The sequence below is a fragment of the Serratia sp. PL7 genome (assembly GCF_945957435.1).
The window spans coordinates 1,400,692-1,416,828 of the sequence record NZ_CAMFLB010000001.1 but is presented as its reverse complement, the minus strand read 5'-3'; the positions used below and the strand labels follow the sequence as shown (position 1 = coordinate 1,416,828).

14 protein-coding genes are annotated in these 16,137 nt (G+C 59.9%); 9 read left to right on the top strand and 5 right to left on the bottom strand.

The features are described 5' to 3' along the window. Positions 1-32: 32 nt before the first annotated feature. The gene (locus tag N6G83_RS06555) at positions 33-1,565 is read right to left on the bottom strand and encodes a YdgA family protein (protein ID WP_025302700.1); all 1,533 of its coding nucleotides are present in this window, start codon (positions 1,563-1,565) and stop codon (positions 33-35) included. Between the two features lie 140 nt (positions 1,566-1,705). Continuing rightward, positions 1,706-2,884, bottom strand: coding sequence for a mannose-6-phosphate isomerase (gene manA / locus N6G83_RS06550; protein WP_025302701.1), 1,179 nt, complete (start codon positions 2,882-2,884; stop codon positions 1,706-1,708). 476 nt (positions 2,885-3,360) lie between these two features. Here manA and N6G83_RS06545 point away from each other — a divergent pair, with 476 nt between their 5' ends. From N6G83_RS06545 to N6G83_RS06530, 4 genes are all read left to right on the top strand, one after another. Beyond that, positions 3,361-3,693, top strand: coding sequence for a hypothetical protein (locus tag N6G83_RS06545; RefSeq protein ID WP_260514934.1), 333 nt, complete (start codon positions 3,361-3,363; stop codon positions 3,691-3,693). Between the two features lie 230 nt (positions 3,694-3,923). Next, positions 3,924-5,321: a class II fumarate hydratase gene (gene fumC / locus N6G83_RS06540; protein ID WP_025302703.1), complete on the top strand. Its 1,398-nt coding sequence runs from the start codon at positions 3,924-3,926 to the stop codon at positions 5,319-5,321. 61 nt (positions 5,322-5,382) lie between these two features. After that, positions 5,383-6,072, top strand: a complete 690-nt coding sequence (locus tag N6G83_RS06535; RefSeq protein ID WP_260514932.1) for a helix-turn-helix transcriptional regulator — start codon at positions 5,383-5,385, stop codon at positions 6,070-6,072. Between the two features lie 90 nt (positions 6,073-6,162). Continuing rightward, positions 6,163-6,531, top strand: a complete 369-nt coding sequence (locus N6G83_RS06530; protein ID WP_025302707.1) for a VOC family protein — start codon at positions 6,163-6,165, stop codon at positions 6,529-6,531. Here the strand turns inward: N6G83_RS06530 and tus are convergent. Beyond that, a complete protein-coding gene (gene tus / locus N6G83_RS06525) occupies positions 6,521-7,459 on the bottom strand; it encodes a DNA replication terminus site-binding protein (RefSeq protein ID WP_197824002.1) in 939 nt (312 codons plus the stop codon). The genes N6G83_RS06530 and tus overlap by 11 nt on opposite strands. Positions 7,460-7,825: 366 nt before the next feature. On the opposite strand from tus, the gene N6G83_RS06520 reads away from it, so the two are divergent. Together N6G83_RS06520 and N6G83_RS06515 are read left to right on the top strand one after the other, a co-directional pair. After that, the gene (locus tag N6G83_RS06520) at positions 7,826-9,622 is read left to right on the top strand and encodes a glycoside hydrolase family 3 protein (RefSeq protein WP_260514929.1); all 1,797 of its coding nucleotides are present in this window, start codon (positions 7,826-7,828) and stop codon (positions 9,620-9,622) included. A 126-nt stretch (positions 9,623-9,748) separates the two neighbouring features. Next, on the top strand, positions 9,749-11,035 hold the full coding sequence (locus N6G83_RS06515; RefSeq protein ID WP_038629279.1) for a glycoside hydrolase family 10 protein: 1,287 nt from the start codon (positions 9,749-9,751) through the stop codon (positions 11,033-11,035). 51 nt (positions 11,036-11,086) lie between these two features. Here the strand turns inward: N6G83_RS06515 and N6G83_RS06510 are convergent, their stop codons facing one another. Beyond that, positions 11,087-12,355, bottom strand: coding sequence for an MFS transporter (locus N6G83_RS06510; RefSeq protein WP_192974108.1), 1,269 nt, complete (start codon positions 12,353-12,355; stop codon positions 11,087-11,089). Between the two features lie 147 nt (positions 12,356-12,502). On the opposite strand from N6G83_RS06510, the gene N6G83_RS06505 reads away from it, so the two are divergent. The 3 genes from N6G83_RS06505 (at position 12,503) to bioD (ending at position 15,580) form a co-directional block, all read left to right on the top strand. Beyond that, entirely contained in the window at positions 12,503-13,393 is an 891-nt protein-coding gene (locus N6G83_RS06505) for a LysR family transcriptional regulator (protein WP_260514928.1), read from the top strand. Between the two features lie 159 nt (positions 13,394-13,552). Continuing rightward, positions 13,553-14,770: an ROK family transcriptional regulator gene (locus tag N6G83_RS06500; protein WP_025302713.1), complete on the top strand. Its 1,218-nt coding sequence runs from the start codon at positions 13,553-13,555 to the stop codon at positions 14,768-14,770. A gap of 144 nt (positions 14,771-14,914) precedes the next feature. Further along, complete coding sequence (bioD, locus tag N6G83_RS06495) at positions 14,915-15,580, top strand: dethiobiotin synthase (RefSeq protein WP_025302714.1); 666 nt, start codon at positions 14,915-14,917, stop codon at positions 15,578-15,580. A 5-nt stretch (positions 15,581-15,585) separates the two neighbouring features. On the opposite strand, the gene N6G83_RS06490 is transcribed toward bioD, so the two are convergent. Then, positions 15,586-16,080 (bottom strand): DUF2938 family protein, encoded by a 495-nt coding sequence (locus N6G83_RS06490; protein ID WP_043143271.1) that lies wholly within the window; start codon positions 16,078-16,080, stop codon positions 15,586-15,588. Positions 16,081-16,137: the final 57 nt, after the last annotated feature.

Below are 16,137 nucleotides of genomic sequence, written 5' to 3'. Positions count from 1 at the left end.
CCGCAGGGGGCCCTTGTCAGGCTTTCAGGCGATTACTGCGCCGGTGCCGGAGCGGGTTCCGCTTCCTGCGCCGGTTCAGCGTCTTCCGCCGGGGCGCCCAGCATGGCGAACTGGCCGATGAACTCCTGCAGCGACATCTTGTTGCCGTTCAGGTCAACCTGATTGTCAGCGTAGTGGAACTTGCTCGCGATCACGCCGTCTTTCTGGGTGGTCAGCTTGAACATCTGGCCCATGGCCGCCAGGCCCTGCACTTGCTGCTGCGCCAGTTTCTGCGCGTCTTCCTCATTGTAACCCTGCAACAGAGCGGTCTTCGCGGTCACTTCGGTGGCCATCGCTTCCGGAATGGTCAGGCTGAGATCCAGCTTTTTAACCGCCTGAGCGATCACTTGATCCGGCGACTGTGCCGGGGAGGCGGCCTTGCTCGGATCGGTCATCGCCAGATCCAGCGTGAAGAGGCTCTCACCCTTGCTGTTTTTCCAGCTCAGCGGGGCGATGCTGAGGCTTGGGTTGCCTTTCAGCAGCATCGGCAGGTTCTTTTGCAGCATCTCGGAGGTCTGCTGTTCGTAGACGTCCGGATCCAGGTTCTCGCCCTGCTGCAGCAGCGCCATGGTTTGGCGGTTGTAGCTGTCGGAGAAGTCTTTCAGCGCCTTGCCGTCGACGTTGTCGATTTTCAGCGTCAGTTTACCGGCGCCGAAGTCGTTGCCCTGCACCTTGAGCGCGTCCATGGTGTAATCGATCTGGCCGCCGATGTTGCTGCTGCCTTGCTCGCCGAACTTGCTCACCAGATTGAAACCGTCCAACGCCACGGTGTCTTTACCGTCGATCGTCAGTTTGAACTGTTTCAGGGTCATCGTCTGATCGCCGAGCTTCACGCCGAACTTGCTTTCGTTGCTGTTGCCTTTCAGGTTGAAGCCCTGGAAGGTGATCTGCTCGTTTTGGCCGAATTCGTTCGGGCTGGCGAACACGATAGTGTCGCTATTGGCGTCCAGCGCGAATTTTTTCAGATCGCGGGACACGTCGGCGTCAATGGTGGCGCCGCTGAATTTCAACGAAGATTTATCCTTCTGGTAGTCCAGTGGGATAAAGTCGATGGTGGACGCGGTATCGCCGCTGTACGAGATGCGCGAATCGGCGGTAAACAGCGATTTGCCTTTGGTGGTTTCAAACAGGCCTTTCACCGCCGGGGTGTTTTCCAGCTCGGTATGCACCGACGCCATGCTCGGCAGCAGGTTGAATTTTTTCAGCTGCGCGAACGGGAACGGACCGTGATCGATGGTTTCCAGGAACGCCACTTCTTCACCGGCTTTCAGCGCCGCGTTTTCACTGGTATCCGTGCCGTCGGAACGCAGCACATAACGCACTTTACTGCTGAATAGGCCGCGCTGGTAATTTTCATAGCTCAGCTTGACGCCGGCTTTCGGCAGGTAGGCTTTCAGTTGGCCGTTGGCGTTGTCGACGACTTCGCCCATGTGCTGCTCGATCTGTTTCCCGGTGTACCAGGATGCCCCGGTCCATGCTGCGCCAAGAACGACAATGACGCTGACAGCGACTAACGATTTTTTCATAGCTCTGTTTCATCCTTTTTTCTTATCACCCTCCGTTGCGTGGGAGGGGCAAATAGGGGCCGCCAAAAAACGCCCGCAGGCGTTCAATTGTGGGGGCAGCTCTCGCTTTCAGCAAGCAATTTGCTGAAATTTATCAACGGTTAGGCCAGTTGGTTATAAACCCGGGCGATGCGGCCGCTGCCGCTGACGTTGACCGGGGATTCGAAGGCGCCGATAAAGCAGGATTCACCCGGTTTGAGCGTCAGGCGCTGCCCGGATTTTTCCAGCGTCGCTTCGCCGCTGACGCAGAACACGATAGCCGCGCTCCGCTGTGCCAGCGCCTGCGGCGCGGCGGTCAAATCGTGCAGTGAGAAGGCGAAATCTTCCACCGGGATCGGGAAGAACAGCTCGTTGCCGCGCCGCTCCGGTTGGGTCAGCAGGCCGGAAGCCGGCTGCGGGCGAAACTGCAGGTTGGCCAGCAGCTCGGGCACGTCGATAAATTTCGGCGTCAGGCCGGCACGCAGCACGTTATCCGAGTTGGCCATCACTTCCAGCGCCACGCCTTTCAGGTAGGCGTGCGGCGTTTCGGCATACAGGAACATCGCTTCGCCCGGCGCGAGCTGCACCACGTTCAGCAGCAGCGGTGAGAACAGGCCGCTGTCGTCCGGATAGAAACCGGCGATAAACCGCACGGTATCCCAGGGTTCACCCTGCTGGTTGTTGAGCGCGGCTTTCAGCACGCCGAGTGCCAGCGACTTCTGCTCGCCGCTCATCGTCAACAGGCTGGCGAACAGGGTAGACAGATGGGCGGTGTCCGGCTGCTGCAGGAAGGCGGCGATATCGTGGTGCGCGCCGGCGATAGGTTGCAGCAGGGAAACGATATCGGCCAATTCACGAAAACCGTTCATCGCCAGGAACGGCGTCAGCGCGAACACCAGCTCGGGCTTGTGATTGGGATCTTTGTAGTTGCGTTCGGCGGCGCTCAGCGGGATGCCGGCGGCGTTCTCTTTCGCGAAGCCGACCTCGGCCGCCGCTTTGCTCGGGTGGACCTGGATCGACAGCGGCTGATCGGCGCACAGCACTTTAAACAGGAACGGCAACTCGCCAAAACGGCTGGCGACGTTGGCGCCCAGCTGTTTTGGCTGGTCTTCGTCGATCAGATCGCGCAGCGAACGCAGTTCACCGTCGGCGCCCGGCACGCGGGAAGGGCTCTTGGGATGGGCGCCCATCCACAGTTCGGCCATCGGCTGATTATCCGGGTTGGCGATGCCGTAAAGACGGGTCAGCGCGTCGTGGCTGCCCCAAGCGTAATTCTGTACCGCGTTGGTCATTTTTTGCATGTCGATAAACGTCCTTCTACGTCATTGCCGCACTATTGGCAATTAACCTTCTGATTTTATACGGTTAACTCAATCTATGCCGACGACCATCATACCCTCGCGTCGGCAGGAAAAATCATGGGCGCGATCAAAACATCGCCGGATAACGTCGCGCCCGGCAACGGGGCCAAAGTATAGCGTGATAACGATCGGCGTCTCAATTGGTGCGCAGGTCTCAACGCGGCCCAGAAAAGCCGTCGCAAGATTATTCTTTGGGAGAATGGGTTATTGCCGATAGCCCGCTTATCCTGCGTCATTATTTATTCTTCAACATGTCAAACTATGTCGGCTGAATTTATTTTTTACCGTCTGAGCCATTCCCTTATTATTATTTTCGCGCTGCGCCGGGCGATCACACGCCGAGCTTAAACCTGCGCGTCAGACCCCTTTACCGTAACGGCCAACGAGTCGATTTAACGAAACAAGAGGTCTGTTGCATGAAAAAACTGTTGTTGTTGTTGGGCTTTTGCACCGGCGCAGCTCAGGCGGCGGTGATTGTCGCCTATCCCTACGCGGCTCCGCGCGCCGTGGTGATCGCGCCGGCACCGATCGTCGTTGCACCCGCGCCGGTAGCGGTTCCCACCGCGATCGCACCCGTGGCGCACCCGCTGGCACTTACCGCCGGCGTGGTGGCGACCGGGGTGTATCGGCATAATGAACGGCAGGACGCCTATGACGAGATCAATCATCTGCAGCAACAACGTATCGATGAGCTCAATCATTTACAGGCGCAACGCATCAATAATTTTAATTCGCGTCATCCGCGCTAATGGCTACCCACACTTTTATTCTCCGGACTCATTTCCGGCCGTTTATTTCGGCGCGGGTTAACCGGCGGAAAATAACCGCGTCATTGATGGGTAAAAGAGATGAAACGTGCTGTGAGATAACTCTCTTAATGCGAATAGTTATTATGTCACTATACTGGGAGTGCATGCCGACGGGGGGTAGCGCGTCGGCCTAACCCTACAATTTTAGGAATTATGCTAAGGAGATCATGATGGCAGGCGTTCGTATCGAAAAAGACTCTATGGGCCCCATCGAAGTCGCGGCCGACAAGCTGTGGGGCGCGCAAACCCAGCGTTCGTTGGCACATTTCCGTATTTCCTCCGAAAAGATGCCGACCGCGCTGATCCACGCGCTGGCGTTGACCAAGCGCGCCGCCGCGCAGGTGAACGTGGATCTGGGGCTGCTACCGGCCGAGCGGGGTGCCGCCATCATCAACGCCGCCGACGAAGTGCTGGCGGATCGTCATGCTGACCAGTTCCCGCTGTCCATCTGGCAAACCGGCTCCGGTACCCAGACCAACATGAACATGAACGAAGTGTTGGCCAATCGCGCCAGCGAGCTACTGGGCGGCGTGCGCGGTGAAGAGCGCAAGGTGCATCCGAACGACGACGTCAATAAAAGCCAGAGCTCCAACGACGTGTTTCCCACCGCGATGCACGTGGCGGCGGTGATTGCGCTGCGCGAGCACCTGATCCCCGAGCTGAAAGTGCTGCACAAGACGCTGAGCGACAAGGCCGAAGCCTACCGCGACATCGTTAAAATCGGCCGCACCCACCTGCAGGACGCCACGCCGCTGACCCTGGGGCAGGAAATCTCTGGCTGGGCGGCGATGCTGGCGCACAATCTGAAACACATCGAGGACAGTATTCCGCACATCGCCGAGCTGGCGCTGGGCGGCACGGCGGTCGGCACCGGCCTGAATACCCATCCGGAGTACGCGGTGCGCGTCGCTAAAGCGCTGGCGGAATTGACCCATCAGCCGTTCGTCACCGCGCCGAACAAGTTCGAAGCGCTGGCGACCTGCGATGCGCTGGTGCAAGGGCATGGCGCGCTGAAAGGGCTGGCGGCTTCGCTGATGAAGATCGCCAACGACGTGCGCTGGCTGGCGTCTGGCCCGCGCTGCGGCATCGGCGAGATCTCGATCCCGGAGAACGAGCCGGGCAGCTCCATCATGCCGGGCAAGGTCAACCCGACCCAGTGCGAAGCGATGACCATGCTGTGCGCGCAGGTGCTGGGCAACGACGTGGCGGTGAACATCGGCGGGGCTTCCGGCAACTTCGAGCTGAACGTGTTTCGCCCGATGGTGATCCACAACTACCTGCAGTCGATTCGCCTGCTGGCCGACGGCATGCAGGGCTTTAACGAGCACTGCGCGGTGGGCATCGAACCGAACCGCGATCGCATCACCCAGTTGCTGAATGAATCGCTGATGTTGGTGACGGCGCTCAACACCCATATCGGTTATGACAAAGCGGCGGAAATCGCCAAGAAAGCGCACAAGGAAGGGCTGACGCTGAAAGCCGCGGCGCTGAAGCTCGGCTATCTGACCGAAGCGCAGTTCGATGAATGGGTACGCCCGGAGGCGATGGTCGGCAGCATGCAGAAGTAATTGATCTGTGAGGCAACCGGGGGCTTACTGAGGTAAGCCCCTTTTTTATGGAGAAATTAAGATGTCGCGCGCAAAACGTTTACTCGATCTGATGCAGCTGTTGCGTAGCCACCGTTATCCTGTAGCGGGCCATGCGCTGGCGCAGACGCTGGGCATCAGCATGCGCACGCTGTACCGCGATATCGCCACGCTGCAGCAGCAGGGGGCGGAGATCGCCGGCGAGGCGGGCGTCGGTTATGTGCTGCGCCCCGGCTTCATGCTACCGCCGCTGATGTTCTCGCAGGCGGAGACAGAAGCACTGGTGCTGGGGATGCGCTGGGTCAGCCGCCACGGCGACAGTCAGCTGGCGAGTGCGGCGGGCCAGGCGCTGGCCAAGATCGCCGACGTGCTGCCGCCGGCACTGCGGGAGGAGCTTGAGGCCAACACGCTGTTGATAGCGCCGGTTCAGGCGCCGCCGGTGGCGGATGAGCTGCGGGTGCTGATCCGTGACACCATCCGCCGCGAGCGCAAGCTGCATATCGACTATCTTGACCTGGCGGGGCAGCGCAGCGAACGCCTGCTGTGGCCCTTTGCACTGGGTTTTTTCGACCAGTTCCAGATGTTGGTCGCCTGGTGCGAGTTGCGCCAGGCCTTTCGTCATTTTCGCCTCGATCGCATCCAGGCCGCCACGCCGTTGGAACCGCGCTATCCGCGCGGACGGCGGCGGCTGCTGAAAGAGTGGCGCCTCAGCGAGGGCATTGCGGAGCAATAGCGGCACGCTGCTGCCATAAACTGTCAGTCGCGCGCCTTAGTCTGTGCCTATCGGGAACCGGCCGGTTCCCATCATCCAGAGGACAGACCGATGACCCTTCCCAGCATGACCCTGCTTTACGTCGACAATCCGCTGAACAGTGCCGCCTTTTATCAACGTTTACTGGGACAGGCGCCGGTAGAGCTTTCTCCCGGCTTCGCCCTGTTTGTGCTCAACAACGGCTTCAAGCTGGGGATGTGGGCCAAACAGGGGGTAAAACCCGCTGCCACGTTGACCGGCGGCGGCGGTGAGCTGGGCTTCTTGTGCCAGGATCCGCATGAGGTCGAAGCGCGCTATAACCAGTGGCGCGAACTCGGGCTGCCTATCGAGCAAACGCCGACCGAGATGGAATTCGGTTACACCTTCGTCGCGCGGGATCCGGACGGCCATCGCCTGCGAGTATATGCCCTCAGCGAGTAGCGTCATCGGCATACAGGTGCAAGCGCGGCACCAGCAGCCGCAGCGGTCGGGCGTCGGGTTTGTAACGGTGTTTCACCGCGTCGACGTCGTAGTTGAGCAGCTCGCCAATCTTCGGCACTGCGGCGCCGCTCTCTACCTGACACAGGGCGATCAGCGGCAGCGGGCAGGGGTGCTGCACCTGCTTTTGCTGCTGCTGATACCACACGCGGGCGATAGGTTGTACTTTGACCGGCCGCTTGATTTTCAGCGTCGCGTGCTGCGGCAGACGGCTGACATCGTCTATTTCGCGGCTGACCAGGGTGGCCCACTGTTCACGGCTGTGCGGCGGCACCGCGCGGCCGGCTTTCAGGCTTTTCTCCAGCTGCGCCAGGATGTCGTCCCGCTTGACGTTTTTGATGATGTGCTTGTTGGCCCAGCCGAAGCGCACCGAGTCGGGGTTGGTCAGGGCGGTGAGGGTGCGGTAGGCGCTGAGGGTAATCAGCCCGTGCAGATGGGTGTGTACGAACTCGAAACGCTGCTCCGGCGCCAGACCGGAATCGACGGTGATAATCTGCTCCAGTTCGCCCTTCAGGCGGTTGATCAGCGCCAGCTGCGCCTGCAGCGTCAGATACTCCGGTTGCTCCACCGCCAGACAGATAACGCCGGGCAGCCGCACGGCGGCCTTGCTGCTGACATTCTCCCGGTTATGGTGGATGAACAGCCGCTGATAATGCTCCAGCGCCAGATCGCGCGCCGCTTGTCCCACATGCTGTTCGACCGCGATATGCGAAATCGCCTGATGTTCCTGGCCTTTTTCAACCTCCGGCAGGCTGAACACCCGCGCCGCCAGCAACCGCAGCGGGGTGATCTGCTGCTGCAATGCGCCCAGCGCCTGCTCTAGCTCGACAAAGCAGGCATTCATTCGGCCAATCACATCGTATCTGCTCATCGTACGCTCCTATTTTAGTTACAACATACTATAGGAGAGTAGCAGGCTGGGGGCAACATCGGCGATGGGGAAATACTCAGCTTAACTGCCCGCCCGGCTTACCAGGGGGAAATAGGGCGGGTAGCAGGGGGAATTCTCTCGCTCGTCTGCCACACATGCGGGTAAGCGTGATTGTCGAAAATAAACCTGGTCTTCTTATGGTTTTGATTCATGGATGAATTTTTTCCCGCTCGTTTATTTTTTGTTTAGTCCATTTCTCGTTTGCCGTTGTCCAATCGCTGGAACAAACAGAATGGCAGGACGCTATGAGCCCTTGGGGTTATCTTTTCTTCTGTCATTAACGGGTGCTTTAACAGGAGGTTTACTGTGGATATTAAACAGAAAGTCAAAAACATGACGCTGGAAGAGAAGATCGGGCAAAAAATCATGCTGGATTTTCGCTACTGGGATCGGAACGGTAGCAGCAATCAGGATATGACCGTTCCCGATGAAGCCATTGGCAAGCTGATCGCCGATAACCACGTGGGCGGGGTGATCCTGTTCGCCAATAATCTGAAAGACAAGCAGCAGATCAAAACGTTGACGGCTTGGTATGCCGCGATGAAAACGCACGCCGGCATTCGCCTGTTTATCGGCACGGATAATGAGGGCGGTAACGTTTTCCGGCTGCCGCGCGGCGACTATGCCTCATTCCCCGGTAATATGGCGCTGGCGGCGGCGATTGAGGGCGGTGCGGATAAACAGCTCGCCGTTGAACAGGGCAAGCTGATGGCCCAGGATATGCGCGCGTTGCATATCAATACCAACTTTGCCCCGGTCGTGGACGTCAACACCAACCCGTTCAACCCGGTGATTAACGTTCGCGCCTTCAGCGATGATAAGAACGCCGTTTCCCGCCTGGCCGAGAAAATGGTGGCGGGGATGAAGCAGCAAGTGCTGATCACCGCTTACAAACACTTCCCTGGCCATGGCAGCACCTCCACCGACTCGCATACCGGTTTGCCGCGCGTCGATCGTACGCGGGAAGAGGCGTTTGCCATCGATATCGCCCCTTATAAGCAAGCTATCGATCGCTGCGCGGCGCCGGACATGGTCATGACCGCGCATATTCAGTACCCCGCGCTGGATAACCGCCAGATAGACACCCGCAGCGGAGAAAAAATCACGGTGCCGGCCACTATGTCGCATGAAATTCAGACCCGCATCCTGCGCGATGAGCTGGGTTATGCCGGCGTAACGATTTCAGATGCGCTGGATATGGGCGCGATTGCTGAGCATTTCACCCAACAGGGGGCGGCTGAAAACGTCTTTACCGCGGGGGTGGATATCGCCCTGATGCCTGTCAGCATCGCTTCGCCGGCCCAGGCTAACCTGCTGCCGGACCTGATTCGTTATCTTGCGGAAAGGGTGAAAACGGGGCATCTCAGCGAGGCTGATATCGATGCCTCGGTCGAGCGCATTTTGCGCCTGAAATTACGCCATGGCCTGATGGGGCATAGCGATAAACCTTGTTCCAACGACGCCGCGTTGTCAGCACACAAGCTGGAAAAGCGCATTGCCGATCGCTCCATTACCGTGGTTATCAACCGTCACAGCCTGCTGCCGTTGAAAGACAAGGCGCTGCGTTATTTTATCCTGACCCCGTGGGGTGAGCAGGCCAAAGGCATCGCTAACGTGATGGCACAGGAAGGCTACCAGAACGTCGTTGCCGCGAAGGAAACGGAACTGAGCGATGCTCAGGTCAGGGCGCATATTGCCGATTGCGACGTGTTCCTGCTCGGCACGCTTTCGACCCGCTTTACGCCTGCTGAACAGGATGGGGTCATTACCTCCGCAACCGGAGCGAGTAATGACAGCATCCCTTATCCGGGCTGGTTGAAATACGCCGCCGAACAGGGGAAAAAGCGCGTTCACCTCTCACTGCGCGCACCTTACGATATCGTGAACTATGCCGCAGACGTGGAGGCGGCCGTCGCCACCTATTCTTACTACGGGTATGACAGCGGCGTGTGGCGCGGTCCCTCGATGATATCTCTGGCACAGGTGCTGACGGGAAAAATCACACCGCACGGAAAACTGCCGGTCAACACCTGGCATGACTACGATGTGGAGACCAACACGGGCAAGATCGCATTCCCTCGCGGGACCGGGCTGAGCTGGTAATGGGACAAGTACCGGCGTCGTCAGAAAGGGCGACGCCGGCAGCTTGCTCGCGTTGAGAAAGCGGGCGGTTTCTTGCTCTGCACGAAACGACATGGGATAACCGTCACTCACGGAAGGAGAATATTTATGCCGACAGGCGCAACAAAACTAGGCGGATGGCTGTTGATGGCTGCCATGCTGGGCGTGAGCGGATGCGCCAAGCCCCCCGAACCAGAGAAACCTGCACAGCCGACACCGCCAGTTACACCGATGCGGGGCATCTGGCTGGCCACGGTCATTGGCTTGGACTGGCCGCCGGCGGCCTCCCTGAAAGCGGAAACGGCGCAAGAGCGGGTGCGCCTGCAGCAGCAGGGGCTGACGGATGCGCTGGACGACATGGTGAAAACCGGGATTAACACGGTGTATTTTCAGGTTAAACCGGACGGAACGGCCCTGTGGCGTTCTGACATCTTGCCTTGGTCTGAGGTCTTGACCGGCACCGTGGGCCAGGATCCGGGTTATGATCCGCTGGCCTTTATGCTGCAAGAAGCGCACCGGCGCGGCATCAAAGTGCATGCCTGGCTGAACCCTTATCGGGTTTCCATGAATACCCGACAGCAAACGATTGATGCACTTAATCAGACGTTGCAGTCCCCACCGGCCAGCGTCTATGCGCTGCATCCTAACTGGATCCGCACGGCCAACGACCGCTTCGTGCTCGATCCTGGCTTACCCGACGTGCGCAACTGGATCACTGGCGTGGTGGCTGAAATAGTCAAAAACTATGATGTCGATGGCATTCAATTTGACGATTATTTCTATTACGAAACGCCGCAATCGCCGCTGGATGATGGGAAGACGTATCGCGCCTACGGCAAAGGGTTTGCAGACAAAGCCGCCTGGCGCAGGGACAACACGCTGCAATTGATAAAACAGGTTTCAGCCACCGTCAAAGCGTTGAAACCCGCGGTTGCGTTTGGCGTCAGCCCGGCGGGCGTATGGCGAAACAAAGCGGACGATCCTGCCGGCTCGGCGACGCGGGCAGGGGCGCCATCGTACGATACGGCCTATGCCGATACGCGCCAGTGGGTAAAACTGGGGCTGCTCGACTATATCGCACCACAGCTGTATTGGCCTTTTGATCGTGAAATTGTCCGCTACGACGTGCTGGCCAACTGGTGGGCCGAGGTGGTGAAAGGCACGCCGGTTCGGCTCTATGCCGGGGTGGCGCTGTATAAAGTGGGCACGCCATCGGCCAGCGAGCCGGCCTGGACCGTCGATGGCGGCGTTCCCGAGCTGAAAAGGCAGTTGGATCTCAACGAGAGCCTGCCGGGGATGGGGGGAACCATCCTGTTCCGGCAACGCTATCTGACCGAGCCGCAAACGGATAAGGCCGTGGAGTACCTGCGCACCCGCTGGAAAACCGGTCAATAATCACAGGCACTGGCAGGACGAGCCGCGGCAAATCGCCGCGGCTTTTTCTTTTCAAAGACGAGCGGCTTCCGGCAGGCGTTTCAGGTAATGCACCACCAGCAGCGCCAGCAACAGCATCAGGCTGATAAACGCCGCTACGCCATTCCAGCCGAAGCTGTGCCAGAACACGCCGCCGAGGGTGCCGGCCACGCTGGAGCCGACGTAATAGCAGAACAGATACAGCGACGACGCCTGGCCTTTGGCGCGGCGCGCACGGCGGCCAATCCAGCTGCTGGCCACCGAGTGGGCGGCGAAGAAACCGGCGGTGAACAGCATCATGCCGATAAAGATCGCCGGCACCTGCGGCAGCGCGGTAATCAGGATCCCGATCAGCATAATCACGATTGACGCCAGCAGCACCGGGCCACGTCCGAAGCGCGAGGTGAGCGCGCCGGCCTTGGGCGAGCTGTAGGAACCGGTGAGGTACACCACCGACAGCAGGCCGACAATCGCCTGGCTCAGGTGGTAAGGATCCGCCAGCAGGCGATAGCCGATATAGTTGAACAGGGTGACGAAGCTGCCCATCAGCAGGAAACCTTCCGCGAACAGCAGCGGCAGGCCCTTATCGTGCCAATGCAGCTTGAAGTTGATCAGCAGGGTGCGCGGGCGCAGCGAGCTGGCGCGAAAATGCCGCGAGGCAGGCAGGATACGCCAGAACATGCAGGCGGCGGCGAGGGCGAACAGGCCGATGACCCCGAGCGATACGCGCCAGGAGAAGAAGTCGGTCAATACCCCGGTCACCAGGCGGCCGCTCATGCCGCCGATCGAGTTGCCGCTGATGTACAGCCCCATAGAGAAGGCGACGAAGCTGGGATGGATCTCTTCGCTGAGATAGGTCATGCCGACCGCCGCCACGCCGCTCAGCGACAGGCCGATCAGCGCTCGCATCAGCAAAATGCCGTGCCAACTGGTCATAAAGGCGCAGATCAGCGTGCAGACCGCCGCCAGCAGCAGCGCTACCACCATCACCGATTTACGGCCGATGGCGTCTGACAGCGGCCCGGTGAACATCAGGCCGATCGCCAGCAGGCCGGTAGAGACCGAAAGCGACAGGCTGCTTTCCGCCGGCGATACGCCGAAGTCTTGCGACAGCACCGGCAGGATCGGCTGCACGCAGTAGAGCAGCGCGAAGGTTGCCAGCCCGGCGGAAAACAGCGCCAGCGTTACGCGCATAAACTGCGGCGTGCCGCGTTCGATATAGGGGAGTTTGTTGTTGAGGGTGGAGCGTTTTACGTTTGGCGCAGCGGCCGCGTCATCGTTGGCGGCCAGCGTCGACGGCATCACGGCCGCAGAACGCACAGGGGTTGTCACAGCGTTTCCTTACCGAACTTCGGGGAGATAAACAGACACTTTGCAGATAACAAAATGATAGGGAGTGGCGAATTTTTTGTCTAATATATTAATAATTCAAATTAAGACGTTTTAAATATGAATATCGAGCTGAGACACCTGCGTTACTTTATTGCCGTGGCGGAAGAGCTGCATTTTGGCCGTGCCGCCGAGCGGTTGCGGATCTCCCAGCCACCGCTCAGCCAGCAAATCCAGGCGCTGGAAGAGATGGTCGGCGCGCGGCTGCTGGCGCGCAACAACCGCAACGTCAGTTTGACCCAGGCCGGGGAAATGTTCCTCAAAGAAGCCTACCAGGTGCTCGATCAGGTCGGGCGCGCGGCGGAAAAGGCGGCGCGTCTGGATCGTGGCGAACTGGGGGAAATGACCATCGGCTTTACCTCTTCCGCGCCCTTTATCGGCGTGGTGGCGCGCAGCCTGCGCACCTTTCGTCAGCAGTCCCCGCAGGTGCATATCAAAATGCGCGAAATCAACACCAAACAGCAGATCGAACCGCTGCTGAACGGTGAGCTGGATCTGGGGGTGATGCGCAACACGCGGCTGCCGGAAGCGCTGCACTATCAGCTGTTGCTGCGCGAACCGCTGGTGGCGGTGGTGCCGGAGGGGCATCCGCTGGCGGAAACGCCCGGCGGCGCGCTGCGTTTTCAACACCTGGCGCAGGAGCCGTTCGTGTTCTTCTCGCGCGAAGTGGGCACCGCGCTGTATGACGAAATCCTGCTGCTGCTCAGCAAGGCCGACATTACTCCCTATATCACCCAGGAAGTGGGGGAAGCGATGACCATCATCGGGCTGGTCTCCGCCGGGTTGGGGGTGTCGATTTTGCCAGCGTCATTCGCCCGAGTGCGGGTGGACGGCGTGCGCTATTTGCCGCTGGCGGAGCCGGACGCCACCACCGAAGTTTGGCTGGTGCATCACCGCCGCCGGCCGCTGACCGCCGCGGCGCAGGCGCTGATGGCGTTGATGCTGAAATGACGTTGAGGTTGGGCAAATAAAAATCAATTCACGCTGAAATTGCGAGGAATTTGTGCAGCAAATCACATAACGAATCAAATAGTTGACGCTGTATGACAAAAGCCCCACCATAACCCCTAGTCTTTATTTAGAAGCGCGAAAAATAGTAGGAGCCGGTTTGTGATTGCGGTTGGGCAGCCTGGGCATATCGATCAAATCAAGCAGACCAATGCGGGGGCGGTTTATCGGCTAATCGATCAGCTGGGCCCGATTTCGCGTATCGAACTGTCAAAACGCGCACAGCTGGCGCCCGCCAGCATCACCAAGATCGTGCGCGAACTGCTGGAAGCCCATCTGGTCAAGGAAACCGAGTACCAGGAAATCGGCAGCCGGGGCCGCCCGGCGGTGGGGTTGGTGCTGGACACCGAGGCTTGGCATTACCTTTCCGCCCGTATCAGCCGCGGCAGCATCACGCTGGCGCTGCGCGATCTCAGCAGCAAACTGGTGGTGGAAGAGTTGCTGCCGCTGGCGGCCGAACACCCTGAACCGCTGCTGAAACGCATCCTGACCGAAGTCGACCAATTCTTTATCCGCCACCAAAGCAAGCTGGAGCGGCTGACGGCGATCGCCATCACGCTGCCGGGCATGATCGACGTGCAGTCCGGCGTGGTGCACCGCATGCCGTTTTACGACGTGCTGGAGATGCCGCTCGGCCCGGCGCTGGAAACCCGCACCGGCCTGCCGGTTTACTTGCAGCATGACATCAGCGCCTGGACCATGGCCGAGGCGCTGTATGGCGCCTCGCGCGGCAGCCAGAACGTGATTCAGGTGGTGATCGACCACAACGTCGGCGCCGGGGTGATCACCGGCGGCCACGTGCTGCACGCCGGCAGCCACAGCGTGGTGGAGATCGGCCACACCCAGGTCGATCCGTACGGCAAACGCTGCTATTGCGGCAACCACGGCTGCCTTGAAACCGTAGCCAGCATCGAGAACATCCTGGAGATCGCCCAGCAGCGGCTGAGCGGTTCGATGAGCTCCAGCCTGCACGGCGCGCCGCTGACCGTTGAATCGCTGTGCGACGCCGCGCTGGCGGGCGATCAGCTGGCGCGGGACATCATTCTCGGCGTCGGCCACAGCGTGGGGCGCATTCTGGCGATCATGGTCAACCTGTTCAATCCGGAGAAGATCCTGGTGGGCTCGCCGCTCAACCGCGCGGCGGAGATCCTGCACCCGGCCATCGCGTCCTGCATTCGCCAGCAGGCGCTGCCGGCCTACAGCGAGCAGGTCAAGGTCGAATCCACGCAGTTCTTCAATAAGGGCACCATGCCCGGCGCCGCGCTGGTGAAAGAGGCGCTGTACAACGGTTCGCTGCTGGTGCAATTGCTGCAAGGCTAACATCAGAACTTCTTATTAATCCCGCAAAAGATTGAGCTACCTCAAGCCCCTACGTGGCAGCATCCCCTAGAATTTTTCCGAAAGACTTCTTCGCCGCCGATGCGGCGACACATTGTTAACGGGGCATTCTGGGGCATTTTATTCATGTTGAAGCGTTTATTTGTGACAGGCACGGATACCGACGTCGGTAAAACCGTGGTTTCCCGCGGGTTGATGCAGGCTCTGGCCGCCGAAGGCCGTTCAGTGGCCGGCTACAAGCCGATCGCCGCGCGCTGCCAGGAAACCAGCGAGGGCATCCGCAATAAAGACGCTTTGGTGTTGCAGGCATCTTCAACCTTGCCGCTGTCCTACGAGGAGATCAACCCCATCACTTGTCTGGATGAGGTGTTTCACGCGCATGCGACCGAGGATATCAACTATGGCCTGATGAGCAGCGGCCTGCGGGATCTGTCCGCCAAAGCCGATACGGTGGTGGTGGAGGGCAGCGGCGGCTGGCGCGTGCTGATGAACGATCTGCGGCCGTACGCCGAATGGGTGGTGCAGGAGCAACTGCCGGTGGTGCTGGTGGTGGGCATCAAGCTGGGCTGCGTCAGCCACGCGCTGCTGACCGCGCAGTCGATCATCAACGACGGCCTGCCGCTGCTGGGCTGGGTGGCCAACCGCATCAATCCGGGGTTGGCGCACTACGCCGAAACCATCACGGCGCTGCAGCAGCGCATTTCCGCGCCGCTGTTGGGTGAAATTCCGTATCTGCCGCGCGCGGAGCAGCGCGAACTGGCGCACTACCTCGATATTTCCACGTTGCTGTAGCCCATTCAGGCACAGAACGTCGCCAACAATCGGGCGGCGATCAACAGGCCCAGCCCATACACCGTGTGGGTGAGCAGGCTGAGGAGCCGCGCCCTGCGCGGATTGGCGGTTTTCGCCGCCGCCACGCCAAAGCCCAGCGCGGGCTGCATCACCAGAAACGGCGCCGCCAGGCTTAGCCAGCCGCTCAACAGCGCGATGCGCGGTTCCGGCGCCGCATACCACTCGATGCCCGCCAAACCGAGCGGGATAAAGGCGAACGCCAAGCCGATGGCGTAGTGCAGTATCCAGCCGATTTTTCTCTCACCCTGGCGCGGCGGCGCCGTGACGATGGTGGCGTGAAACCAGCGGCCGTCGAACATGCCGAGAAACCAGCGGCCCACCAGCGCGTAATCGAGGGAAGGGATGCCGAAGCGCCGCTTCAGCAGCAGCGCCCACAAATCCATGCAGAGGGTGGCGCCGGCGCCGGTTAACAGGATGCGCACTAACATATCGGGGGTCATACGGGTGTCCTTAACTCAGTGACGTGATAATGTGCGCACAGTGTGCAACTTAAAGTC

Coding starts and splice junctions, on each gene's coding strand:
- N6G83_RS06515 (WP_038629279.1), top strand. CDS start 9,749: ATGCCGACAGGCGCAACAAAACTAGGCGGATGGCTGTTGATGGCTGCC.
- N6G83_RS06530 (WP_025302707.1), top strand. CDS start 6,163: ATGACCCTTCCCAGCATGACCCTGCTTTACGTCGACAATCCGCTGAAC.
- fumC (WP_025302703.1), top strand. CDS start 3,924: ATGGCAGGCGTTCGTATCGAAAAAGACTCTATGGGCCCCATCGAAGTC.
- bioD (WP_025302714.1), top strand. CDS start 14,915: ATGTTGAAGCGTTTATTTGTGACAGGCACGGATACCGACGTCGGTAAA.
- manA (WP_025302701.1), bottom strand. CDS start 2,884: ATGCAAAAAATGACCAACGCGGTACAGAATTACGCTTGGGGCAGCCAC.
- N6G83_RS06555 (WP_025302700.1), bottom strand. CDS start 1,565: ATGAAAAAATCGTTAGTCGCTGTCAGCGTCATTGTCGTTCTTGGCGCA.
- N6G83_RS06545 (WP_260514934.1), top strand. CDS start 3,361: ATGAAAAAACTGTTGTTGTTGTTGGGCTTTTGCACCGGCGCAGCTCAG.
- N6G83_RS06505 (WP_260514928.1), top strand. CDS start 12,503: ATGAATATCGAGCTGAGACACCTGCGTTACTTTATTGCCGTGGCGGAA.
- N6G83_RS06490 (WP_043143271.1), bottom strand. CDS start 16,080: ATGACCCCCGATATGTTAGTGCGCATCCTGTTAACCGGCGCCGGCGCC.
- tus (WP_197824002.1), bottom strand. CDS start 7,459: ATGAGCAGATACGATGTGATTGGCCGAATGAATGCCTGCTTTGTCGAG.
- N6G83_RS06535 (WP_260514932.1), top strand. CDS start 5,383: ATGTCGCGCGCAAAACGTTTACTCGATCTGATGCAGCTGTTGCGTAGC.
- N6G83_RS06510 (WP_192974108.1), bottom strand. CDS start 12,355: ATGCCGTCGACGCTGGCCGCCAACGATGACGCGGCCGCTGCGCCAAAC.